Annotated in this window: 21 protein-coding genes; 13 read left to right on the top strand and 8 right to left on the bottom strand. The window is 71.3% G+C overall.

The features are described from left to right. Positions 1 to 23 precede the first annotated feature (23 nt). Genes CJZ86_RS04780 through patR form a run of 4 tightly spaced genes read right to left on the bottom strand, consistent with a single transcriptional unit; the run spans position 24 to position 3676 of the window. Positions 24 to 1106: a lysylphosphatidylglycerol synthase domain-containing protein gene (locus CJZ86_RS04780; RefSeq protein ID WP_198960075.1), complete on the bottom strand. Its 1083-nt coding sequence runs from the start codon at positions 1104 to 1106 to the stop codon at positions 24 to 26. Then, positions 1103 to 2338, bottom strand: coding sequence for a nickel pincer cofactor biosynthesis protein LarC (larC, locus tag CJZ86_RS04785; protein ID WP_094584814.1), 1236 nt, complete (start codon positions 2336 to 2338; stop codon positions 1103 to 1105). Before larC ends, CJZ86_RS04780 begins: the two co-directional genes overlap by 4 nt. Beyond that, positions 2335 to 2976 carry a hypothetical protein gene (locus CJZ86_RS04790; protein WP_094584815.1) on the bottom strand — a complete coding sequence of 214 codons (642 nt, stop codon included), beginning with the start codon at positions 2974 to 2976 and terminating at the stop codon, positions 2335 to 2337. The genes larC and CJZ86_RS04790 overlap by 4 nt, the downstream gene beginning before the upstream one ends. Before the next feature lies 1 nt (position 2977). After that, complete coding sequence (gene patR / locus CJZ86_RS04795; protein WP_094584816.1) at positions 2978 to 3676, bottom strand: heterocyst master regulator PatR; 699 nt, start codon at positions 3674 to 3676, stop codon at positions 2978 to 2980. A 117-nt stretch (positions 3677 to 3793) separates the two neighbouring features. Here patR and CJZ86_RS04800 point away from each other — a divergent pair, with 117 nt between their 5' ends. Continuing rightward, complete coding sequence (locus tag CJZ86_RS04800; protein ID WP_094584817.1) at positions 3794 to 4645, top strand: tetratricopeptide repeat protein; 852 nt, start codon at positions 3794 to 3796, stop codon at positions 4643 to 4645. On the opposite strand, the gene CJZ86_RS04805 is transcribed toward CJZ86_RS04800, so the two are convergent. Continuing rightward, positions 4575 to 4922, bottom strand: coding sequence for a hypothetical protein (locus CJZ86_RS04805; RefSeq protein ID WP_094584818.1), 348 nt, complete (start codon positions 4920 to 4922; stop codon positions 4575 to 4577). The genes CJZ86_RS04800 and CJZ86_RS04805 overlap by 71 nt on opposite strands. A gap of 82 nt (positions 4923 to 5004) precedes the next feature. Between CJZ86_RS04805 and xth the strand changes: the two genes are divergently transcribed. Beyond that, positions 5005 to 5841 (top strand): exodeoxyribonuclease III, encoded by an 837-nt coding sequence (gene xth / locus CJZ86_RS04810; protein ID WP_198960077.1) that lies wholly within the window; start codon positions 5005 to 5007, stop codon positions 5839 to 5841. Positions 5842 to 5869: 28 nt separating this feature from the next. Here xth and CJZ86_RS04815 read toward each other — a convergent pair whose 3' ends face one another. Then, positions 5870 to 6481: a PAP/fibrillin family protein gene (locus CJZ86_RS04815; protein ID WP_233133844.1), complete on the bottom strand. Its 612-nt coding sequence runs from the start codon at positions 6479 to 6481 to the stop codon at positions 5870 to 5872. Positions 6482 to 6593: 112 nt separating this feature from the next. Here CJZ86_RS04815 and mqo point away from each other — a divergent pair, with 112 nt between their 5' ends. After that, the gene (gene mqo / locus CJZ86_RS04820) at positions 6594 to 8081 is read left to right on the top strand and encodes a malate dehydrogenase (quinone) (RefSeq protein ID WP_094584821.1); all 1488 of its coding nucleotides are present in this window, start codon (positions 6594 to 6596) and stop codon (positions 8079 to 8081) included. On the opposite strand, the gene crtL is transcribed toward mqo, so the two are convergent. After that, positions 8078 to 9334 carry a lycopene beta cyclase gene (crtL, locus tag CJZ86_RS04825; RefSeq protein ID WP_094584822.1) on the bottom strand — a complete coding sequence of 419 codons (1257 nt, stop codon included), beginning with the start codon at positions 9332 to 9334 and terminating at the stop codon, positions 8078 to 8080. The two genes, mqo and crtL, sit on opposite strands and share 4 nt — an antisense overlap. A 14-nt stretch (positions 9335 to 9348) precedes the next feature. Between crtL and CJZ86_RS04830 the strand changes: the two genes are divergently transcribed. Beyond that, positions 9349 to 10404 (top strand): ligand-gated ion channel, encoded by a 1056-nt coding sequence (locus CJZ86_RS04830; RefSeq protein WP_094584823.1) that lies wholly within the window; start codon positions 9349 to 9351, stop codon positions 10402 to 10404. A gap of 45 nt (positions 10405 to 10449) precedes the next feature. On the opposite strand, the gene gyrA is transcribed toward CJZ86_RS04830, so the two are convergent. Further along, entirely contained in the window at positions 10450 to 13146 is a 2697-nt protein-coding gene (gene gyrA, locus CJZ86_RS04835; protein ID WP_094584824.1) for a DNA gyrase subunit A, read from the bottom strand. A 33-nt stretch (positions 13147 to 13179) separates the two neighbouring features. On the opposite strand from gyrA, the gene CJZ86_RS04840 reads away from it, so the two are divergent. The 9 genes from CJZ86_RS04840 (at position 13180) to CJZ86_RS04875 (ending at position 21010) form a co-directional block, all read left to right on the top strand. Further along, positions 13180 to 14334, top strand: a complete 1155-nt coding sequence (locus CJZ86_RS04840) for a homocysteine biosynthesis protein (protein ID WP_094584825.1) — start codon at positions 13180 to 13182, stop codon at positions 14332 to 14334. 71 nt (positions 14335 to 14405) lie between these two features. Beyond that, a complete protein-coding gene (locus CJZ86_RS04845) occupies positions 14406 to 15035 on the top strand; it encodes a CAAD domain-containing protein (RefSeq protein ID WP_094584826.1) in 630 nt (209 codons plus the stop codon). 73 nt (positions 15036 to 15108) lie between these two features. Beyond that, entirely contained in the window at positions 15109 to 16272 is a 1164-nt protein-coding gene (locus tag CJZ86_RS04850) for a GuaB3 family IMP dehydrogenase-related protein (RefSeq protein WP_094584827.1), read from the top strand. Positions 16273 to 16514: 242 nt separating this feature from the next. After that, positions 16515 to 16838 carry a thioredoxin gene (gene trxA / locus CJZ86_RS04855; protein ID WP_015110798.1) on the top strand — a complete coding sequence of 108 codons (324 nt, stop codon included), beginning with the start codon at positions 16515 to 16517 and terminating at the stop codon, positions 16836 to 16838. 121 nt (positions 16839 to 16959) lie between these two features. Then, the gene (locus CJZ86_RS04860) at positions 16960 to 17934 is read left to right on the top strand and encodes an LOG family protein (protein WP_233133845.1); all 975 of its coding nucleotides are present in this window, start codon (positions 16960 to 16962) and stop codon (positions 17932 to 17934) included. After that, the gene (gene hisH / locus CJZ86_RS04865) at positions 17931 to 18554 is read left to right on the top strand and encodes an imidazole glycerol phosphate synthase subunit HisH (protein ID WP_094584828.1); all 624 of its coding nucleotides are present in this window, start codon (positions 17931 to 17933) and stop codon (positions 18552 to 18554) included. The genes CJZ86_RS04860 and hisH overlap by 4 nt, the downstream gene beginning before the upstream one ends. Beyond that, a complete protein-coding gene (rsmD, locus tag CJZ86_RS04870; protein WP_094584829.1) occupies positions 18551 to 19141 on the top strand; it encodes a 16S rRNA (guanine(966)-N(2))-methyltransferase RsmD in 591 nt (196 codons plus the stop codon). The genes hisH and rsmD overlap by 4 nt, the downstream gene beginning before the upstream one ends. A 257-nt stretch (positions 19142 to 19398) precedes the next feature. Then, the gene (locus CJZ86_RS16480; protein ID WP_143594034.1) at positions 19399 to 20028 is read left to right on the top strand and encodes a hypothetical protein; all 630 of its coding nucleotides are present in this window, start codon (positions 19399 to 19401) and stop codon (positions 20026 to 20028) included. Positions 20029 to 20128: 100 nt separating this feature from the next. Next, a complete protein-coding gene (locus tag CJZ86_RS04875) occupies positions 20129 to 21010 on the top strand; it encodes a hypothetical protein (RefSeq protein WP_143594035.1) in 882 nt (293 codons plus the stop codon). Positions 21011 to 21063 lie beyond the last annotated feature (53 nt).

A 21063-nucleotide genomic window follows, 5' to 3' on the forward strand; every position in this document is an offset into this window, starting at 1 on the left:
CCAGACCTTCGCAACACTAGAGCCTATTGAGAAGGGGTGTCGGAGGTTGGTGTGCTGGCCGACGTCGGGGGCCCGGACGACGCCCCCCGGGCCAGGCTGCCGTCCAGGCTGACCAGGGCGGCCCCCAGCAGATCAGTGAGCGTGACGATCAGGCGGTAGCTGAGGGCCACCGCCAGCAGCGGCGCCTCCGGCAGGGCCACCCCCATCCGCAACAGCAGCACCGCCTCGAACACCCCCAGGCCCCCCGGCGCACCCGGCACCACCAGTCCGGCGGTCCAGGCGAGGGCGAATCCCGCCAGCCAGACGGTGGCATCGTTCGCCAGTGGCAGGTCGAAGGCCTGGATGCAGCAGCAGAAGCCGGCGAAGCGCAGCAGCACGAAGGCCATCTCCGCCAGCAGGGGCGGCCAGGGATAGCCCCGCAGCACGGTCGACCGCTCCAGCGGCGTCTCCTGCCTGAGCTCCTCCTCCAGGCCGAGGTCCCGCGCCCGGCGCCGCTCCAGCCGCAGCAGCAGGGGGTCGAGCCAGCGGGGCAGCAGCAGGGCCAGGGGCAGCAGACAGACCAGGCCCAGCCCGCCCTGCCAGCCGCCGAGGGGCACCAGCGCCAGGGCCGCCACCGCCGCCACCAGGGGATCCAGCAGCACCGCCACCAGCGCCATGGTCGTGCCGACCGGCGCGGCCAGGGGCGTGTCCTCGCTGCGCAGCCGCTGGACCCGCGAGGCCAGGTGCCAGATGCCCCCGGGCAGGAACTTGCGCAGGTTGGTGGCCACGTGCAGTTCCACCACCGCGGCCCAGTCGGGGCGCAGGCCCAGCCAGCGCATCACCACGCCCCAGGCCAGGCCGTTGACCACCAGGCTGAGCAGGCTCACGCCGACGCCCAGGAGCAACCACAGCCAGCCCTGGCCATCGAGCCGCAGCTGGACCAGCTGGCGACCGTGGCTGAGCAGGGCCGCCATCACGAAGCCGATGCTGCCCAGGGTGATCCAGGGGCGCAGGCCGCCGGGCAGGGCCGGCAGCTTGGGGGGCGACGGCAGCCGGCGCCGCAGGGCCCCGAGGCCGGTCCCCAGGCGTTGGAGCAGGGCCAGCAGGTGGCGGGACCAGGCGCTCATGGGGCTCCCCCGTCGGCGGGCAGGGCCCGGCGCACCTCGTCGCGCACCTCCTCGATCGAGCGTCCCAGGCGTGCGGCCAGCTCCACGAGGTCGGCGTGCTCCGCCTTGGCCCGCCGGCGGCCGTCGGGGAGGGTGGCCCACTTGATCCGCACCGGCCCCAGCCGGGTGGCCAGCGTCTCGCTCTGTCGCGGCAGGATCCAGCGGTCCTGCAGCTGCTCCCGCACCCCCAGCGTCGTGCCGTGGCGCCACCACACCCGGCGCAGCCGGGGCCCCAGCTCCGGGGGCATCAGCGCCGTCATCAGGGTGCCGGTGCGTCCCTTCTTCATCGCCACCGGCTGGCTGAACACCTCCAGCGCCCCGTCCCGGCGCAGGGCCTCGGCCAGGAAGGCCAGGTCCTCGGCCGTGGCGTCGTCGATCTGGGCCTGCTGCTGCAGCAGGGCTTCGCGCAGCTCGCCCCCCTCGCTGCCCCCCTCGATGGCCCCCTCCGCACCCGCCTCCTCCAGGGGACGGGCCAGGGTGAGCCGAAGCAGGTTGGCCCGATCCAGCTCGCGGCTGCCCAGACCCACCCCCACCCGCAGCGGCAGGGCCGCGGGGGAGGGGCCGAACCGGTCGGCCCAGCAGGCCGCCAGGGCCATCCCGGTGGGGGTGGTGAGCTCGCCGGCGGGGAAGCCCTCACTGGAGCCCAGCGGCAGCCCCCGGGAACGGGCGATCTCCAGCACCGCCGGGGCGGGCAGGGGCAGGGCCCCGTGGGCGGTGACGACACGGCCATGGCCCGCCGGCGGCACGCCGCAGAACAGCTCCTCCACCCCCAGATGGAGCAGCCCGGCGCAGACGCCGACGATGTCCACCAGGGCATCGATCGCCCCCACCTCGTGGAACTCCACGGCCTCGGCGGCGTGGCCGTGGACCGCCGCCTCCGCCTCCGCCAGCAGCCCGAACACCGCCAGCACCCTCTCCTGCAGCGCCGGCTCCAGGGGAGCGCTCTGGAGCTGCCCGCGCAACGCCCCCCAGGGCCGATGGTGCGGCTGGGGCTCCAGCGACTCCACGTCCAGGTGCAGTCCCCGCAGCCCGGCGCTGCGCCGCTCCTCGATCCGCAGCCGGTAGCGGCCCTCCAGCCCCAGGGCGGCCAGGGGGGCCTCGATGACCTCCTGGGGAAGGCCGAGGTCCAGCAGGGCTGCCAGCAGCATGTTGCCGGCCAGACCGGTGGGGCAATCCAGCAGGGCCAGGGTCATGAAGGGGACCGGCGTCCGAACCGGGGGGCCGCCGCCAGGAGCCGATCGGCCTCTGCCTCGATCTCGGCGCGGCGTGCCCGCAGGGCCTGCTCCACCTCACGGCGGGCCCGGCGCTGCTCCAGCCGGGCCATCTCGACGTCGAAGCCGGAGAGGCCCCAGAGCCGGCCCAGCAGGGCCCGGTCGTCGTCGCCGCCGACGCTGTCGCCGTAGACCAGGGTCTCGGCCACCATGCCGGCCTGCAGCACCCGGCTCCAGCGACGCAGGTCCTCGGCGGAGAGCTTCACGCTCTCGGGCAGGGCGAATTCGGTGCAGCCGCCGCTGTCGACGCCGGCCCGCAGACAGGCAAGGCTGCCCACCAGCACCCGCCGGACCGCCAGGCCGTCGCTGTCCGCCGCCAGGGCATGGCCGGCCTCGTGCACGGCGATGCGGCGCAGGCGCCACGCACCGCCGGGCAGGGCTTCGGCCAGCAGGTGGCCTCCCCGGCCGCCGAAGCGGGCCGCGTCCACGGTGAGCGAGCCCAGGCCCAGGGCCACCAGCAGGGTGACCCACCAGGGGGAGAGCCCGACCAGCGGACCGACCACGGCGGCAAGACTGAGCAGCAGCACCACGACCCCGGCCGTGAAGGCACCGCTGGTCATCTCAGCGGCCCTGGCGGGTCACGGCCCGGTCATGGCCCTTGGGCTTGGCCGGGCCGCCCTTGTCAGCGCCGGGTCGGCGGGCCCCCCGACCACCGCGGTTGCCCCGCTGGGCCACCGGGCCGATCACCTCGAAACGCTCGACGGCGAGCTGCTGACCCTGGCGCCGCAGGTCGAGGGAGACGAAATGGCGCAGGTGCTCCAGGGGAATCTCACCGCGCAGCTGAAGCTTGAACGGCACCGGACGGTTGCCGTCGGGGCGGGGCTGCTGCCGCACCTTGATCACCAGATCGCCGGTCTCGGGACGGGTGAAGATCAGCTCGCCGCGGATCGAGAAGTAGTCGTCGCCCTCGGGGAGCTGGTCGGCGGCAGCGGGCGCCTCTGCGGCGGGCTCGGCGGCTTCGGCCCCTGGCGTCGAGAGGGTGCTGGGCTCCCACACCCCCACCATCTGCAGGTGGAGCTGGTTCTCCTCCCGCGAGCGGGGGTAGACGACCCACAGATGGGGGGTCTCCAGGTCGAGATGGCGGCGCATCAGGGTGAGCAGGCGGCCGAGCACCACCGCTTCGATCTCGGTGCCCTCGGCGGTGCGGATCACGCCCCTGGTGAGCTGGGCCGGATCGGCCGGCACGTAGGACCCGCGCACCACTCCGATGGCCCGGTACTGGAGCGGCTCGGTGACCGGGGAAATGGGATGCTGGCGCATGGTGGAAGGAAAAACCCCGTGGCGGTACCTGGACTGGCCCGGGTCAATGTAAGCAGCAGCGGAAGCGCGATGCCCAGGCCAGACTCGGTCGCGACACCGAGCCCACACCGTCAACGGATGCCCTCCCCGAACCGAAGCCTGAGCGGCCTCTGGTCGCTGCTGGCCGTCAGCCTGGTCGGGATCCTGGCCCTCGGGGGAGGCTGGTGGCTGGGTCACCGCCAGTCGGCCACGCAGGCCAGCGCCGATCCGAAGCGGACGCTGCTCACCAAGGAGGCCACCCGCCTGCGGCTGCGGCTCGACGCCGATGAGGCCACCCCGGCCGACCGTCAGCGGCTGCTGGAACTCCTCGTCGCCCTCGATCGCAAGGGGGAGGCCGTCGGCCTGCTCGAGCCGATGGCCGACCGGGAGCCCGAGCGCTGGTCCCTGCGGCTGATGCTGGCCGAGCTGCGCCGCGACCAGGGCGACAGCAGCGGCGCCGAACGGGAACTGCGTCAGATCCTCAACCTGCGTCCCACCCAGGTGGAGGCCCTGCAGCTGCTCAGCCTGCTGAACCTGGAACAGGGGCGCGGCGCCGCCGCGGAGGCCCGCGTCAAGGCGGCCTACGGGATGGCGATCAAACCCGACGTCAGGCCGGAGGCCCTCGGCATCGGCCTGCTGCTGGCGGAACTGCAGCTCAAACGTGGCCAGGCGGCGACGGCGGCGGCCACCTACCTGCAGCTGGCCAACCTGTTCCCCCAGGACCAGCGCCCCCTGCTGGGGCTGGCCATGCTGCGCCACGACCGGGGCGACACCAAGGGAGCCCAGGAGGCCCTGGCCCAGGCAAGACTGCGCAGCCCCGATCCCGACAAGCCGGATCCGAGGCTCGACAAACTGGCGGCCAGCTGGGGGCTCGAGCCGCTCAGATCCCCTTCAGCTGCCCGGCCGACCCCGCCGGCGCCGGCTTCGGCGTCTTCGCGTCAAACTCCCTGAGGGCCTGATCGATGGCGGAGCTGGGGGGCGTGGCGTCGTCCAGGGCGGTGCTGCGCTTCAGCTTGTTCATCAGGTCGAGCGGGTTGGTGCTGTCGAGGATCGAACCGCTGCCGGATCCCGATTTGCTCGGCCCGTAGTCGTAGAGCTGACGCTCCTGGATGCTGGTACCGAGGGTCTGGCCGTAGCCGGCCTGCTGGGCCCGGGCCTCACCGACCATCAGCAGGGCGAGGGCCCCGACGCCGGCCGCGCAGGCCTGCAGAGAAAACGAACGGTTCATGGCTCCTGCCGGCGGAGGGTCGAATCACCAAGGCCTTCATGATAAGGGCCCTCAGCCGGTTCCCCGTTCTGTCGCCATGGCCCTGCGGATCGCCACCTGGAACGTCAACTCGGTGCGCACCCGGCTCGATCAGGTGTGCGCCTGGCTCCAGGCCGAAGCGCCCGACGTGCTCTGCCTGCAGGAAACCAAGGTGGCGGACGAGCTGTTCCCCCACGCGGCCTTCGAGGCCCTGGGCTACCGGGCCGTGATCAGCGGCCAGAAGGCCTACAACGGCGTGGCCATCCTCAGCCGGCTGCCGATCGAGGACGTGCGGGTGGGCTTCGCCGCCCTGCTGCCGGACGATCCGGCGGCCGAGGAGCTGGGCGAACAGAAACGGGTGATCAGTGCCTGGATCGAAGGGGTGCGGGTGCTCAACCTCTACGTGCCCAATGGCTCGGCCCTGACGTCGGACAAGTACCCCTACAAGCTGGCGTGGCTGGGGTGTCTGCGGCGCTACCTGGAGGCCCAGGACGCCGAAGGGGAACCCCTGGCGATGGTGGGGGACTTCAACATCGCCCTGGAGGGCCGCGATATCCACGACCCGGAACGCCTCAGCGGCGGGATCATGGCCAGCGAGCCGGAGCGCCAGGCCCTGAGGGACGCCCTGGGTGATCGCCTGGAGGACGTGTTCCGCGTCTTCGAACCGGACACCGGCCACTGGAGCTGGTGGGACTACCGCACCGGCGCCTGGGACATGGACAGGGGCTGGCGCATCGACCACATCTATCTCTCCGAGGAGCTGCTGGCCTGCGCCACGGGCTGCGTGATCCACAAGGGGGTGCGGGGCAACGCGCAGCCCAGCGACCATGCGCCGGTGGCGGTGCACCTGGCCTGGCCGCCCGAGCCGGCCGAGGACGGGGACGACGACGGGGGCTGGTGAGGGGCGGTGGTGAGGGGGCTCGGGGCCCTCAGGCCAGAAACGCCGCCAGGGCCAGGTCCTGACGCCGCACCAGGGCGAACAGGGTGCCGTTCTGGCCGCGGCTCACCCGCAGCTCGTCATCGAGCACGGTGACATCGAGCCAGGCGGGAAAGCTCTGCCGCACCTGCCGGAACAGCTCCAGCCGCTGGTCTCCGAACCTGGGCCCCAGCCAGCCGCCCCGCTCGAACCGCACCGACACCCGCTGGTGGGGGGCCTCGGCAGCCACGGCGATGCTGGCCTGCACGGCGATCCCCGCCAGGGGCCCGAGGGGGCCGGCCGGCCGCAGCAGGTTCAGGGCACGGCCGCCGGCGGGATCGAGCAACTGCAGATTCTCGAGCCAGGGCCTGACCGCCAGATAGGGCAGGGAACTGCTGCTCCAGCGCAGCTCCCAAACCCCCGCCAGCTGGTCAGCCTGGGCCGTGAGATCGGCGGGCTGCAGGTGCTCCAACCGCTCGATCAGGACCTCGATGCGCCCGGCGGCGGGGGCTGCAGCACCGGGAGATCCGCCCCGCAGCAGCCCCAGCAGCTCCTGCCGACAGGCCTGGGCGTCGCCGGCGCCAGCGGCAGGGCCATCGGGAATGGCCGGGGGAGCCTGCGTCACTGCTCTCACCCGCGGCACGGGGGCGCAACAGGATCCATGCTGCCAGGCGCCGACGGCCATCGGATACCGTGTCGCCCGGCCTGCTGGCCGAACCGATCCCACCGCAGACCCCGTGACCCTGACCACCGTCGATGTGACCCTGGTCGGGGCGGGGATCATGGGCGCCACCCTGGGCACCCTGCTGCGGCAGCTGCGGCCGGACCTGCGTCTCCTGCTCGTCGAGGGCCTGCCCCGGGAGGCCCAGGAGAGTTCCAGCGCCTGGAACAACGCCGGCACGGGCCATGCGGGGAACTGCGAACTCAACTACACGCCGATGGCGGCGGACGGCTCGATCAGCCTCGCCAAGGCGCTCGACATCAACGAAGCCTTCGACCTGTCGCGTCAGTTCTGGACCCACCTGGTGCGGGACGGGGCCCTGGGCTCCCCCGGGGCCTTCATCCAGGGCGTCCCCCACATGAGCTTCGTGCTGGGGGAGGAGCGGCGGGCCTACCTGCGGGAACGCCACCGGGTGATGGCGGCCCACCACTGCTACCGGGGGATGGCCTACAGCGAGGACCACGCCCAGGTGGCGGCGTGGGCACCGCTGCTGATCGAGGGCCGGAACCCGGCCCAGGCGATCGGCGCCACCCACATCGCCGACGGCACCGACGTGAACTTCGGGGCCCTGACCAGCCAGCTGCTGGATCACCTGCGGGCCAGCGGGGCCTTCGAGGCGCGCTTTTCCACGGCGGTGCAATCGCTGCGGCGGCGGCCGGAGGGTGGCTGGCGCCTGGAGACCCGGGACCAGACCACCGGGGAGACCCGGCTGATCGATTCGGGCACCGTGTTTCTCGGGGCCGGCGGCGGCGCCCTCACCCTGCTGCAGAAATCGGGGATCCCGGAAGGGCGCGGCTACGGCGGCTTTCCCGTCAGCGGCCTCTGGCTGCGCTGCGGCGACTCCGCCGTGGCCAGCCGCCACCATGCGAAGGTCTACGGAATGGCGACCGCCGGCTCGCCGCCGATGTCGGTGCCCCACCTCGACACGCGCCTCGTCGACGGCCGCCACTGGATCCTGTTCGGGCCCTACGCGGGCTTCTCCAGCAAGTTCCTCAAGAGCGGCTCCCTCTGCGACTGGCCCCGCTCCCTGCGGACCGGCAACCTGCTGCCGCTGCTGGCGGTGGCCCGGGACAACCTGCCCCTGACCCAGTACCTGATCGGCCAGGTGTTCGCCAGCGCCGAGCAGCGCTTCGCCGCCCTGCGCGACTTCTATCCGACCGCCCGCCCCTCCGACTGGACCCTGGCGGTGGCCGGCCAGCGGGTGCAGATCATCAAGGCCGATGCCCGGCGCGGCGGGTTGCTCCAGTTCGGCACCGAGGTGGTGCACGCCGCCGACACATCCCTGGTGGCCGTGCTGGGGGCGTCCCCCGGCGCGTCGGCCGCCGTGGCGATCGCCCTGGAAATCCTCCACTCCTGCTTCCGCGAGAAGCTGCCCGACGGCTGGCAGGACACCCTGAAGCGGATCCTGCCCTCCTACGGCGAATCAATCCGCTGCGACGCCGACCTCTGCCAGCGGATCCGCAGCGAGAGCGCCGAGGTGCTGGGGCTGGCGCCGCCGGCCTAGGGCCGGCGCGGCGGCAGCAGCAGGCCGGCCCGCACGGCCCACGGGGACAGGGCGAACAGGCGGAGCATGGCCGCCAGCAGCTCCGGCACCGTCAGGGTGTTGGCCAGGAAGCCATACCACTGGGGGCCGCTCAGGGAGAAGAAGCTGGCGAAGAACTGGCGCAGTTCGGCCTCGGAGAAGCCCATCAGCTTGCCCAGACCGAACTGGTAGAGGGCGTGCTTGCTGCGCAGGGCCGGGGGCCAGAGGGCGCCCCAGCCCGCCCGGGCCAGCAGGGCCGAGGGGGCATCGGCATCGGCCATCGCCGCCGCCACCGCCGCCGCCACCGCCGGGGCCCGGCGCAGCAGGGCGCCCACCATGTAGCCGGAGGCCGGGTGCACCATCGAGGCCGCCCCGCCGAAGCCCAGCACCGGCTGCTGCAGGTCCGGCAGGGGCAGGTTCATCGGAAACAGGCAGAACTCCTCGTGCTCCACCTCCAGCACCCGCACGCCGCGGTGGGCCAGGCGGCGGTGGAGGCGCTGCTGGAGCACCGCGAAGGGCACCGGGGGGGCCAGGGCCAGCGACGTCTCCTCGACGAAGAAGCGGCCGCCGCCCAGGTCCATCGCATAGAGAAAGGTGGGGGGCTCGGCCCGTTCCGCCTCGCTGAGGTGGTCGGCGCGGTAGTCCATCAGCACGAACTGATCGGGCTGCACCGGCGGCGCCGAGAAGCGGCCGATGATGCCGTAGGCCGACTGGCCGGCCACCGGGCCCCGGTCGGGCCGCTGCACCAGCAGCGGCTGATGGCCGGTGGCGTCCACCACCAGCCGCACCTGCAGCCGGCGTCCATCGGCCAGCTCCACCGTGCTCGACGCCCCGGAGGCGTCGCAGCCGCTGGCCAGCCCCTGGAGCAGCTCCACCCCGCCGCGCCCGCAGGCCTCCAGCCAGTGCCCCTGCAGGGCCGCGCGGTCGAACAGGCCGTAATCGCGGCCGTGGACCGTGGGGCGGTTGGCCGCCGCCTCCGGGTCCGGATCACCGGCGCCGAAGTAGCTGACCGTGTGGCTCCAGCGGTGCTCCAGCAGATGGCCCAGGCCCAGGGCGTCCACCTCGTCGCCCCAGATGCCGTAGGTGTTGGGCCAGGGGGCGCGCGGGTCGTCGGGCGCCAGCAGGGCCACGGCGAGCCCCTGGTCCGCCAGGGCCGCCGCGATGCAGAGGGCGGCGGGGCCGCCGCCGAGCACCAGCACGTCCCTCGCCATCTCGCCGGTACGGTGAGGGCTCATCCTGCACCACGGCCATGCGCGGTGTTGCTCGCCGGCGGCTGGCGACGCTGGCCTGCCTGGGCCTGGGCCTGATCCTGGCCCTGGTGGCAGGTTGGGGTTCCGCCGTGCCGAGAGCGGCAGGGGCAGGGGGCGCAGTGCCGCCCCCGGTGGTGCCGCCCTCCGGGGTGACGATCCGCGTCGCCATGGCGGTGGACAACGTCTACCGCTTCTCCTCGCGGGAGAAGACCTTCAGCGTCGAAGGGACGCTGCGGCTCTCGGCACCGGCGGCGGTGATGGGGCGGTGGCTGGCGGCCGGCGTGGATCCCCTCACGCTGGTGCGCTTCCAGAACCTGGTGGAGCCCTGGGACTCCCTGCTGGAGGCCAGCAGCGGTCCGCTGCGGCTGGGGGCGGATCTGGGCCGCGACTACCGCTTCAACGGCAACTTCTACTCCGATGAGATCGACTACCGGGGTTACCCCTTCGGAACCCTGCCCCTGCAGATCCGGCTGGTGGCCGACCCCAGCTTTCCCGCCACGATCCCTGACCCGCCCAGGATCCGGCTGGAGGCCGACAGCGCCGCCTCCGGCGTCAGCCGCCGCAGCAACATGAACGGCTACCGGCTGCGCAGCTGGCGCCTGTTCCCCAGCCGCGGCGGTGTGGAGATGGAGCTGCTCTATGACCCGATCGGCTGGGCGGCCCTGGTGAAGTGGCTGCTGCCCCTGACGATCACGATGGTGGTGATGCTGCTCACCCCCAATCTGCGGGCCGGCTTCAGCTCCGAGCGCCTGGCGATCCCACCGGTGATCCTGCTGACGCTGGTGTTCATGCAGCAGGCCTACCGCGACTCCCTGCCCTCCCTGCCCTATCTCACCGTGCTGGATGGGCTCTACGCCTTCTCCTACCTGGTGACCCTGGTGTTCTTCTGCGAGTTCATCTGGTGCGCCAATCGGCTGGATCGTCTCGCCAGCGACGGCAGCGGCCCGCAGCGGCCACGGCTCGAACGCCGCATCGAACGGCTGGAGCTGGGCCTGCAGCTGGCCAGCCTGGCCGGCTACGGGGTGCTGCTGCTCTGGGCCCTGGGCCAGCGCTGAGCCCGCCGGGGGCTCAGTCGGCGGTGGGCTCAGTCGTCGGTGGGGTCAGTCGTCGCTGGCCTCAGGGTCAGTGGGCTCCTCGCCGGCCGGGGCCCCGGCGGCATCCGTGGGGGCATCCGGCGGGGGCGCATCCTCTGGAGCAGCGCCGGCAGTGACATCAACGGTGTCCACCACCGGCCCATCGGCCAGTTCCTCCTCCTCGGCGGCCGGCGGGACCAGCACCACCTCGGTGAGGCGATCGCCGGCATCCAGCTTCTGCAGCCGCACCCCGGTGGCCGCCCGGGACTGCTGGGGAATGGCGTCGGCCTTCATGCGCACGATCACCCCCCGCTCACTTACCAGCAGCAGCTCCTCGCCGGCCCCGAGCACCTTGAGGCCCACCAGCACATCGCCGTCGCGGCGGAACTTGATTGCCCGCAGACCCATGCCGGCGCGGCGCTGCAGCCGGAACTGATCCACCGGCACCCGCTTGCCGAGGCCGCTGGCGCTGGCCACCAGCACCCAGGGGCCCTCACTGGGGGCGACCTCGTCACCCTCCTCCTCGTCGGCGCCGGTCTCGGCCGTGCTGGCGACACGGTCGGCCAGTTCCGCCGTGAGCACATCCATGCTCACCAGCTCGTCGCCGGGGCGCAGATTCATGGCCCGCACGCCGCGGGCGGTGCGGCCCAGGGGACGCAGCTCCTCATCGCTGAGGCGGAAGTGGATCGTCATGCCCTTGAGGGAGCCGATCAGCACGCTGTCGCCGGGCAGGGCCAGCCGCACCCAGCGCAGGGCGTCACCGTCCTCGAGGGAGATGGCAATCAGGCCGTTGGAGCGGATGTTGCTGAAGGCCGACAGGCGGGTGCGCTTGATGTAGCCGCCGCTGGTGAGCATCACCAGCTGGACGTCGTCATCGAAGGCGCTCACCGCCAGCAGGGATGTGATCGCCTCCTCGCGGGGAATCGGCAGCAGCTGCACGATCGGCGTGCCCTTGGCGGAACGGCTGCAGATCGGCACCCTGTAGGCGGGAATGGAATACACCACCCCCCGGTCGCTGAACAGCAGCAGGGCGTCGTGGTCGTTGCAGCTGATGAACAGCTTCACCGCCTCCTCGCCCTGGCTGCGGGTGCCGGCCTTGCCGCGGGTGCCGCGGCTGGTGGCCTCGAACTCGCTCACCGGCATCCGCTTGAGATAGCCGTTCTCGGTGAGCAGCACCACCGAGCGCTCGTTGGCGATCAGGTCGATGTCCTCCAGCCCGCCCTCGAGGTCGAGGATCTCGGTGCGGCGGGGGGAGTCGTAACGGGTGCGGAGCACCTGGAGTTCCTCCTGGATCAGCCCCAGCACCCGCTCCCGGCGGCCGAGGATGTCCTTGTAGTCGGCGATCTTGGCGACGAGGTCGTCGTGTTCGAGCCGGATCTTGTCAGCCTCCAGGGCCGTGAGACGCCGCAGCTGCATCTGCAGGATGGCGTCGGCCTGGATCTCACTGAGGCCATGGCGCTCCTGCAGCTGGGCCCGGGCGGTGGCGGTGTCGGGGGCGGCCCGGATCAGGGCGATGATCGGGTCGAGCTGGTCGAGGGCGAGCAGCAGACCCTGCAGGATGTGGTCGCGTTCCTCCGCCTTGCGCAGGAAGTAACGGGTGCGCCGCTCAATCGTCTCGATGCGGAAATCCAGGAACACCCGCAGCATCCTGCCGAGGGTGAGCAGCACCGGTTCGCCCTTCACCAGGGCCAGCATGTAGGCGCTGAAGTTGTTCTGCAGCGGCGTGAGCTTGAACAGGTTGTTCAGCACCACCTGGGGGTAGGCGTCGCGGCGCAGTTCGATCACGATGCGCATGCCGTCGCGATCGCTTTCGTCGCGGATGTCGGCGATGCCCTCGAGCTTCTTGTCGTTGACCAGCTCGGCGATGCGCTCGATCAGGGAGGCCTTGTTGGTCTGGTAGGGGAGTTCGGTGATGATCACCGCATCCCGGTCGGGGCGGCCCTTGGCTTCCACCGTTTCGATCGAGGCCACGCCGCGCATGGTGATCGAACCGCGGCCGGTGGTGTAGGTCTCGCGGATGCCGCGGCGGCCGAGGATCTGGCCGCCGGTGGGGAAATCGGGTCCGGGGATGATCGCCATCAGGGCCCGGTCCTCGATCTCCGGATCGTCGATCAGGGCCAGCAGCCCGTCGATCAGCTCGGTGAGGTTGTGGGGGGGGATGTTGGTCGCCATCCCCACGGCGATGCCGGAGGAGCCGTTGAGCAGCAGATGCGGCACCCGGGCCGGCATCACGGTGGGTTCCTGCTGGGAGCCGTCGAAGTTGTCGATGTAGTCGACGGTCTCGGCTTCGATGTCCTCCAGCAGGCTGTCGGTGGTCAGGGCCTGCAGGCGCGACTCCGTGTACCGCATCGCGGCCGGCGGATCGTTGTCGACCGAGCCGAAGTTGCCGTGCCCGTCGATCAGGGGCATCCGCATGGAGAAGTCCTGGGCCATGCGCACCAGGGCGTCGTAGACGGCCGTGTCGCCGTGGGGGTGGTACTTACCGAGCACCTCCCCCACCACACGGGCACATTTCCGGTAGGGCCTGTCGCTCGTGAGGCCGAGCTCGTACATCGCGTAGAGGATGCGCCGGTGCACCGGCTTGAGGCCGTCGCGGGCATCGGGCAGGGCCCGGCCCACGATCACGCTCATCGCATACTCCAGGTAGGAGCGCGACATCTCATTGCGCAGGTCGGTCTGGATGATCCGTCCGTCGGATTCACCGGGTCCGGTTGGATCCGCCATGCAAGACCGTATGGGGCACAACCCACTCTATCGATGACCCTGCCGGCCCGGAGTGAATCGGCCCTGCGCCAGCGCCAGCGCAAGGGTGTGCTGCGGGTGCGGGCCGCCGCCGACTTCCGCCGGCTGGTGGCCGAGGCGGGGCTGGCGGAGGCCTACGCGGCCACCGACGTGGTGGTGGCCGCCAATGCCGAATTCACCGATCAGGGCAGCCTGCACCTCAATATCGGCCCCAGCGATCCGCCGATCCGCTTCCGGGACGCCCAGCTGGAATCCTTCGGCGCCCAGAGCGGCGGCGGTGGCGGCGACCTGGTGCTGCCCATCGGCGGTGGGCTCGGGGAAGCCCAGCGGCAGGGGGGCGCCCACCTGCTCGACCGGCTGCTGCGGGGCGGGAGCCTGACCCTCGCCGCCACCGGGGACATCACCGCCCTGCATCCCCGCCGGGACCTGCAGGCCCAGCTGGATCTGGAGCGGATCGGCTCCGGCCGGCTGCTGCTGCACCGGGGCATCACCGAGAACGGCCTGGTGGCCGTGAGCAGCGCCGAAGGGGTGCTGCGCAGCCCCTGGGGCCCCGTGCTGGGACCGTTCGGCAATGCCCTGCACAGCTGCGGCGGTGCCGGCAGCATCGGCCTCACCATGCCGGGGCTGGCGCTGCTGGGGCCGGGCTCACCGGTGCTGGTGGCGGGGGCCATCGGCTGGGTGATGGGCAGCGGCAGCGGCCACCAGCCCGGCGTGCCGCGCTCCGCCGCCGGCCATGCCCTCAGCCCCGGGGCGGTGGCGGCGGTGAGCGTGGATCTGCACGGCCTGCGGCCCGAATGGCTGCGGCCCTGCTTCTTCGAGGGCCACGGCGCCGCCCTGCTGGTGGGCCTGGCGGCGCCGATCCCCCTGATCAACGAAGCGGTCGCCCGCCAGGCCGCCTGCGGCGACGAGGACCTGGAGGCGCCGGTGCTGGATGTCTCCATTCCGCGCCGCCTGCGGCCCCGCCTCGGTTCGGTCAGCTATGCCCGGCTCAGGTCCGGCCGGATCCAGGTGGAGGGACGCCGCGTCACCGCCGCTCCGGCCCACAGCCCACGGCTGGCCGAGTCGATCGGCGCCGAGCTGATCACCTGGCTCGAGGAGGACCGCTTTCCGCTGCGCCTGCCGGTCCGGCCCCTCTCCGGCCGTGGTGGCCTGATTCCCCTCGACAGCTGAACTCCCTGCACAGCTCCGGGGCGGTGGGGGAAAACGGCCGTAAGCTCCGCCGTGAGCTGCCGGCGCCTGCCATGGCCGAGACCCCCTTCAGCCCCGAGCCCCCCTCCAGCCCCGAGGCCCCCTCCAGCCCCGAGGCCCAGGAGAACGGACCGTCTCCGCAGCCGTGGGCGGCGGAACCCGTGGCCCATGAACCGGAGCACGTGGCCCCCGAGCCGGAACCGGAGCCAGAGCCGGAGCCGATGAGTGCCGGGTTCGAGCCCCTGGCCGAAGCCGACAGCGAGATCCCGGCGCCGGTGCCCACCCCGGTGAGCGAGCCGGAACCCGGCATCACCGCCACCCTGGAGGTGCCCCCCCTGGAGGGCTCGGCGGAGCCTGCCGGCGAGGGCGGTGGCGAATTCGATCTGCTGCTGCAGAAGATCAAGGACTGGCTCGGCAGCGGCGAACTGCAGGCCCAGTGGCAGCGCTTCCGCGGCCCCCTCAAGGGGCTGGCGATCCTGATCGGGGTGGTGCTGCTGCTGCGGGTCTACGCGTCCCTGATCGGCACCCTCGACAGCCTGCCCCTGGTGGGCGGCCTGCTGGAGCTGGTGGGCCTGATCGCCGCGCTCCGGTTCACCGCCACCCGGCTGGTGCGCAAGAGCGACCGGGACCAGGTCTTCGCCGACTGGAGCCGCCGCTGGAACGACTTCCGCGGCCGGGAGTGATCCAGGGCACGGGCACGGGCCGGGGGCCGACGCGGACCGGTTGATAGTTTGTGCCCACTGTGTCCGTCCAACGGTGAACATTCAGCTCGGTCGCTCCCGGACCGTACGCCGCGCCTACGGCATCGATGAAATCGCTCTGGTCCCGGGCGGTCGCACCGTCGATCCCGAGGTGACCGACAGCAGCTGGAGCCTGGGGGGGATCCAGCGGGAGATCCCGATCATCGCCAGCGCCATGGACGGGGTGGTGGATGTGGGCATGTGCATCGAGCTCACACGCCTGGGGGCGCTCGGGGTGCTCAACCTCGAAGGCGTCCAATGCCGCTACGACGACCCCGAGCCGGTGCTCGAGAAGATCGCCTCGGTGGGCCGCGAGGAGTTCGTGGGCCTGATGCAGGAGCTCTACAGCCAGCCGGTCCGTGAGGACCTGGTGCGGCAGCGGATCGCCGAGATCAAGGCGGGCGGCGGCATCGCGGCGGTGAGTGCCACCCCGGTGGCCGCCCTGCGCTTCGGGGCGGCGGTGGCGGAATCGGGCGCCGACCTGTTCTTCGTGCAGGCGACGGTGGTCTCCACCGAGCACATCGGCCCGGAAGGCCGCCAGACCCTCGACCTGGCCGCCCTCTGCCGCGACCTCGGCGTGCCCGTGGTGATCGGCAACTGCGTCACCTACGACGTCACCCTGCAGCTGATGCGGGCCGGGGCCGCCGGGGTGATGGTGGGCATCGGCCCCGGCGCCGCCTGCACGTCACGGGGTGTGCTGGGCGTCGGCATTCCCCAGGCCACGGCCGTGGCCGACTGCGCCGCCGCCCGGGACGACTACGAGCGCGAAAGCGGCCGCTACGTACCGGTGGTGGCCGATGGCGGCATCGTCACCGGCGGTGACATCTGCAAGTGCCTGGCCTGCGGGGCCGATGCGGTGATGATCGGCTCCCCGATCGCCCGGGCCGCCGAGGCCCCCGGCCGGGGCTTCCACTGGGGCATGGCCACCCCCAGCCCGGTGCTGCCCCGGGGCACGCGCATCAAGGTGGGCACCACCGGCAGCCTGGAGAAGATCCTGCGCGGTCCGGCCGGCCTCGACGACGGCACCCAGAACCTGCTGGGCTGCATCCGCACCTCCATGGGCACCCTGGGGGCCCGCACCCTCAAGGAAATGCGTGAGGTGGAGGTGGTGGTGGCGCCCTCCCTTCTGACCGAGGGCAAGGTGTACCAGAAGGCCCAGCAACTGGGCATGGGCAAGTAGGTCGTCCCAGGTCTGGACGCCACGGCCTCAAGGCGAGATGGGGGCTAACCTCTGGATGTGGGGGCTCCGGCTCGCACACTCCTCACACCCCCCGGCCCGGCGTGTCCGGGCTTTTTGTCTTCTGCCGCCGATCCCGGCGGCACTGCCTCCGGGTTCCGCTACGGCCTGCAACGCTGGCCCCATTCCCGGGAAGAGCGGCCGAACCCGGTTGCTAGATTCACTACATCCCGAGTCTGCAAGGAATGTCCAGCGCCGCTGCCGTCACCGACGCCTCCTTCGAGCAAGACGTGCTCAAGAGTGATGTGCCCGTGCTGGTTGATTTCTGGGCACCCTGGTGCGGCCCCTGCCGCATGGTGGCCCCGATCGTCGATGAGATCGCCAAGGAATACGAGGGCAAGATCCGCGTCTACAAGCTCAACACCGACGAAAACCCCAACGTCGCCAGCCAGTACGGCATCCGCAGCATTCCCACCCTGATGCTGTTCAAGGGTGGCCAGAAGGTCGACACCGTGGTGGGTGCCGTTCCCAAGAACACCCTGTCGGGCACCATCTCCAAATACCTCTGACACCGCTCCGCTGACGCCGCCCCTCCCCCCGAATCCCCCGCCGGCGGCGGGCATCAGCCCCCTGCAGGCCCTCGCCGAAGCTCTCCACGGCCACCCCCAGCGCCGTCAGATCGAGCGCGCCGTGGTGTCCCTGCTCCAGGTGGCGCGGCAGGAGAAGGAGGAGGAGGAGTGGCGCCTGATCGCCGGCTGTCTGGCCGACATCAGTGAGGCCCTGGAGGTCTTCCGCCCCAGGCGCAGCGCCCGCAAGATCAGCGTCTTCGGCTCGGCCCGCACCCGCCGCGAGGATCCCTGCTACCTCCTGGCCGAGGACGTCGCCCGCCAGGCCGTGGAAGCCGGTTTCGAGGTGATGACCGGAGCCGGGGCCGGCGTCATGGAGGGCGCCAACAGCGGCGCGGGATGCGACCACAGCATCGGCCTCAACGTGGATCTGCCCTTCGAGCAGCATCCCAACCCCTACGTGAGCGCCTGCGAGGGGCGTCTCCTCTACTTCCGCTACTTCTTCACCCGCAAGCTGTTCTTCCTGATGGAGAGCGATGCGCTGGTGGTGATGCCCGGGGGATTCGGCACCCTCGATGAACTGTTCGAGTGCCTCACCCTCATCCAGACGGGACGCACATCGCCGATTCCCTTGGTGCTGCTCTCGCCGGACGGCGACGACTTCTGGAAGGTCTGGAAGCGCAACGTGCACCAGGAGCTGGCCACCCGGGGACTCATCTCCCCGGAGGATGTGGATCTGATGGTGGAAGCCTCCAGCGCCGAGGACGCCGTGGCCCACATCTGCCGGTTCTACCGCGTGTTCCACAGCGCCCAGCTGGGGCAGGACCGCATCGAGCTGCTGCTCAACGCCGAGGTGCCCCGCAGCCTGCTGCCGGAGCTGAACCGCCGCTTCGCCGACCTGCTGGAGGACGGCGCCATCCAGACCGGCGAGGGCGTCGACGACAACGGCCTGCTGCGGCCCTGCCTGCGGCTGCGCTTCGACAAACGCCGCGTCGGCAGGCTCTATCAGTTCATCGACCACCTCAACGGCCTCGACCTGCCCGCCTCACCGGCCCTGGAGCATCCGGCCGAGCGGGTCCCGAGCGTCAGCCAGCCATGAGCCGCATCGGCCTGATCGACTACGGCATGGGCAACCTCCATTCGGTGCAGCGCACCTTTGCGCGGCTCGGTGCCGAGCTGGTGAGCGTGCACGGCCCGGCCGACCTCGAGCCCTGCGAGGCCCTGGTGCTCCCGGGCGTCGGCGCCTTCGATCCGGCCATGGAGCGGCTGCGCTCGGCCGGGCTGGAGCAGGCCCTGCGCCGCTCCTGCGCCAGCGGCCGCCCGCTGCTGGGGATCTGCCTGGGGCTTCAGTTGCTGTTCGAGGCCAGCGAGGAAGGCCGAACCGATGGGCTTGGCGTGCTGGCCGGCCGCGTGCGCTCCCTGCCGCGGGTGGCGGGCCACCCCCTGCCCCACATGGGCTGGGCCCCCCTGATCCCGGCCACCGCCAGCCCCCTGCTGCCGGCCGCCACCCCCGAGGCCTGGGTTTACTTCGTGCACTCCTTCGCCGCCGAGCCTGCCGAGGCCACGGCCAGCACGGCCCTCGTCGACTACGCCGGCACCCCGGTGACCGCGGCGGTGTGGCAGGGGACCATCGCCGCCTGCCAGTTCCACCCGGAGAAGTCCGGGCCCGTGGGCGAAGCGATGCTGCGCCGCTGGCTGGACTGGGTCGCCTCCCTGTGACGCTGCGGCTGAGCGGGGGGCGCCGGCTGCAGAGCCCCCCCGGCAGCACCGCCCGGCCCACCGCCGCCCGGGTCCGGCTGGCGGTCATGAACCTGCTGGCGGCCCGGGTGCCCGGCAGCCGCTGGCTGGATCTCTGCTGCGGCAGCGGCGTGATGGCCTGCGAGGCCCTGCAGCGCGGCGCCGCCGAGGTGGTGGCCGTGGAGCGGGATCGCCGCATCGCCGCGGTGGCCCGGGCCAATCTGGAACTGGTGCGCCAGGGCCGATCGGCCGCGCCGGAGGCCCCCACCCGCTGCCGGGTGGACGGCGATGAGGTGCTGCGCTGGCTGGCCCGCACCGACCCCAGCCCTTTTGATCTGATCTACGCCGATCCCCCCTATGCGGCCGGCCTCTACGTACCCCTCGCGGCGGCCGTGCTCAGGGGCGGCTGGCTGGCCCCCGGGGGGATCCTGGTGTGGGAATGCGCCAGCGATGGGGTGCCGGAGGTGCCGCCGGGATGGCGCTGTCGTGATCAGCGGCGTTATGGGGGGAGCACGGTGGTGCTGCTGGAAGTGGCACCCGCGCTGCCTGCTGATACCTGGCCGACCTGAAGTCTCCTTTTTTTGCAGATCTGCTGACGGGCTTTATCTCCAGCTGAAAATTCTTCATGTGCGGTCAGTCCATCTGCAGTATATCCGCTGCAGATGTCAAGTCGTGACCCCGATTAACACCTTTCACCCCGGATATGGATGGTATTCAGATAGGGCCCATTCCGGCGTTCACGGCCATGCCATCCCTTCCATCAACCCCTTCCAGACCATCCACCCCCACCCCCTTCGGCCCCAAGCGCCTCCTGACCCGGGGCCTGATGGCGGCCGCCCTGCTTGGCGGCGCCGGCGCGGCGCTCTCGGCGGGGTCGGCCGAAGCCGCAACAGGCTGCGGAGTTCAGATCTCCTGGGCAGCCTGGGTTGGCGGCCAAGATCTCACGTGCGACGACAAAGTCTTCTCCCACAGCTCGACAGCCACACTCGGCGATCTTGCCTTATCAACTGTCTCCGCAAATCAACCTCTCCCAGGTGACTTCCTCTTCAACCTGGACTTGCCCACTTTCACCACGAACCCCTTCGACTTCACCTACGTGGCGTCGATCACCGGTTCCCCAAGCGTCTTCAGCGCCGTTGATCTTGACTCTAATGGAGACAATTTCGCGAATCCCCCAAGCATTCTGACGGCCACTTACACATTTGCTGACGGGAACTCTCCAATTGTCCTTACGAGCACGAATGGATCGGCAGATATTGAGTCTGTGATTGGCGGCCCAAGCACAATCACAGTGGGGAATGTATACAACGGCGCTGGGGCCATTGATTCCTTCGAGAACAGCTTCCAGCAAACCTCCACTGTCCCCGGTCCCCTGCCGGTCCTCGGCGCCGGTGTGGCCTTCGGCTTCAGCCGCAAGCTGCGCCGTCGCATCAACGGGGCGCGCGTCAAGGCCTGACGGCTCCTGTTGAGAACGTTTCCCGGCCCCGCCTCCCGGCAGGGCCTTTTTTCTTTCTTCACCTGCCTACCCACTTCCGCCCCTTCCTCCCGGAACCGCCATGGCTGCTTCCCCGACGCGTGTCGATCCGCGCTCCGACGATTCCCGACAGATGGCCTCCCAGTTCGGGCTTCTCGCCGTCTGCCTGCTGATCCTTTACGCGCTGGTGGTGCTGGCCGCCATCCTGCCGCCGCGGCTCCTGGATCCGGCCTGGCAGCTGCGGTTCACCAATGCCCTGATCAACAACGGCTTCCTCGGCCTGCTCGGCCTGGCCCTGCTCCACCTGGCCGCCTATCTCGACCCCGCCAATCCCCATCTGATCCGCCGCCGCGACAACCTCGCCGCCCTGGCCCTGGCTGCCGTGCTGGGCTTTCTGCTGCTGATCCCCCTGCAGGGCTATGCGGTGTGGCGTGGCGTCAGCAACGCCAACGGCCAGCAGAGCAGCCAGCTCCGCCAGGTCACCGGCAGGATCTCGGCCGTGCGGGACGCCATCAACAAATCCGCCAGCACCTCGGACCTGCAACGGCGTCTGCAGGGCCTCGGGGTCCCTCCCCTGAGCCCCGCCGACCTCGCCCAGCCCCTGCCGGCGCTGCGCAAGACCATGCTCGAAACGCTGGAGCGGACGGAGATCCGCGCCGGTGACCAGCTTCGGGGGATTCAGCCCTCGGGTCTCTGGCAGATCATCCAGGGCAGCATCCGTGCCGTGCTCTCCGCCCTCGTGCTGGTGGTCGGCTTCGCCGCCTTCTCCCGGCGCCGGGACTGGTCGATGACGCTGCTGCAGAGCTGGCTGGCAAGGTTCGACCAACGCCGGGGGGGCTTCGGCCACCGGCGCACGGGACTGTTCAGGAGGCACAACCGCAGCAAGGCGGATGCCTTTCTGCAGAGCCTCTGCGACGAAGGGACGACGACGGCGACGCCATCGCCATCCCAACGGAAGGGCTGAGGTTCAGACGCCGAGGGGGAGAACCGGGCGGCCGGACTGGCTAGGGTGTGTCG

This window comes from Synechococcus sp. BO 8801 (genome assembly GCF_002252675.1).
GTDB lineage: Bacteria > Cyanobacteriota > Cyanobacteriia > PCC-6307 > Cyanobiaceae > Cyanobium.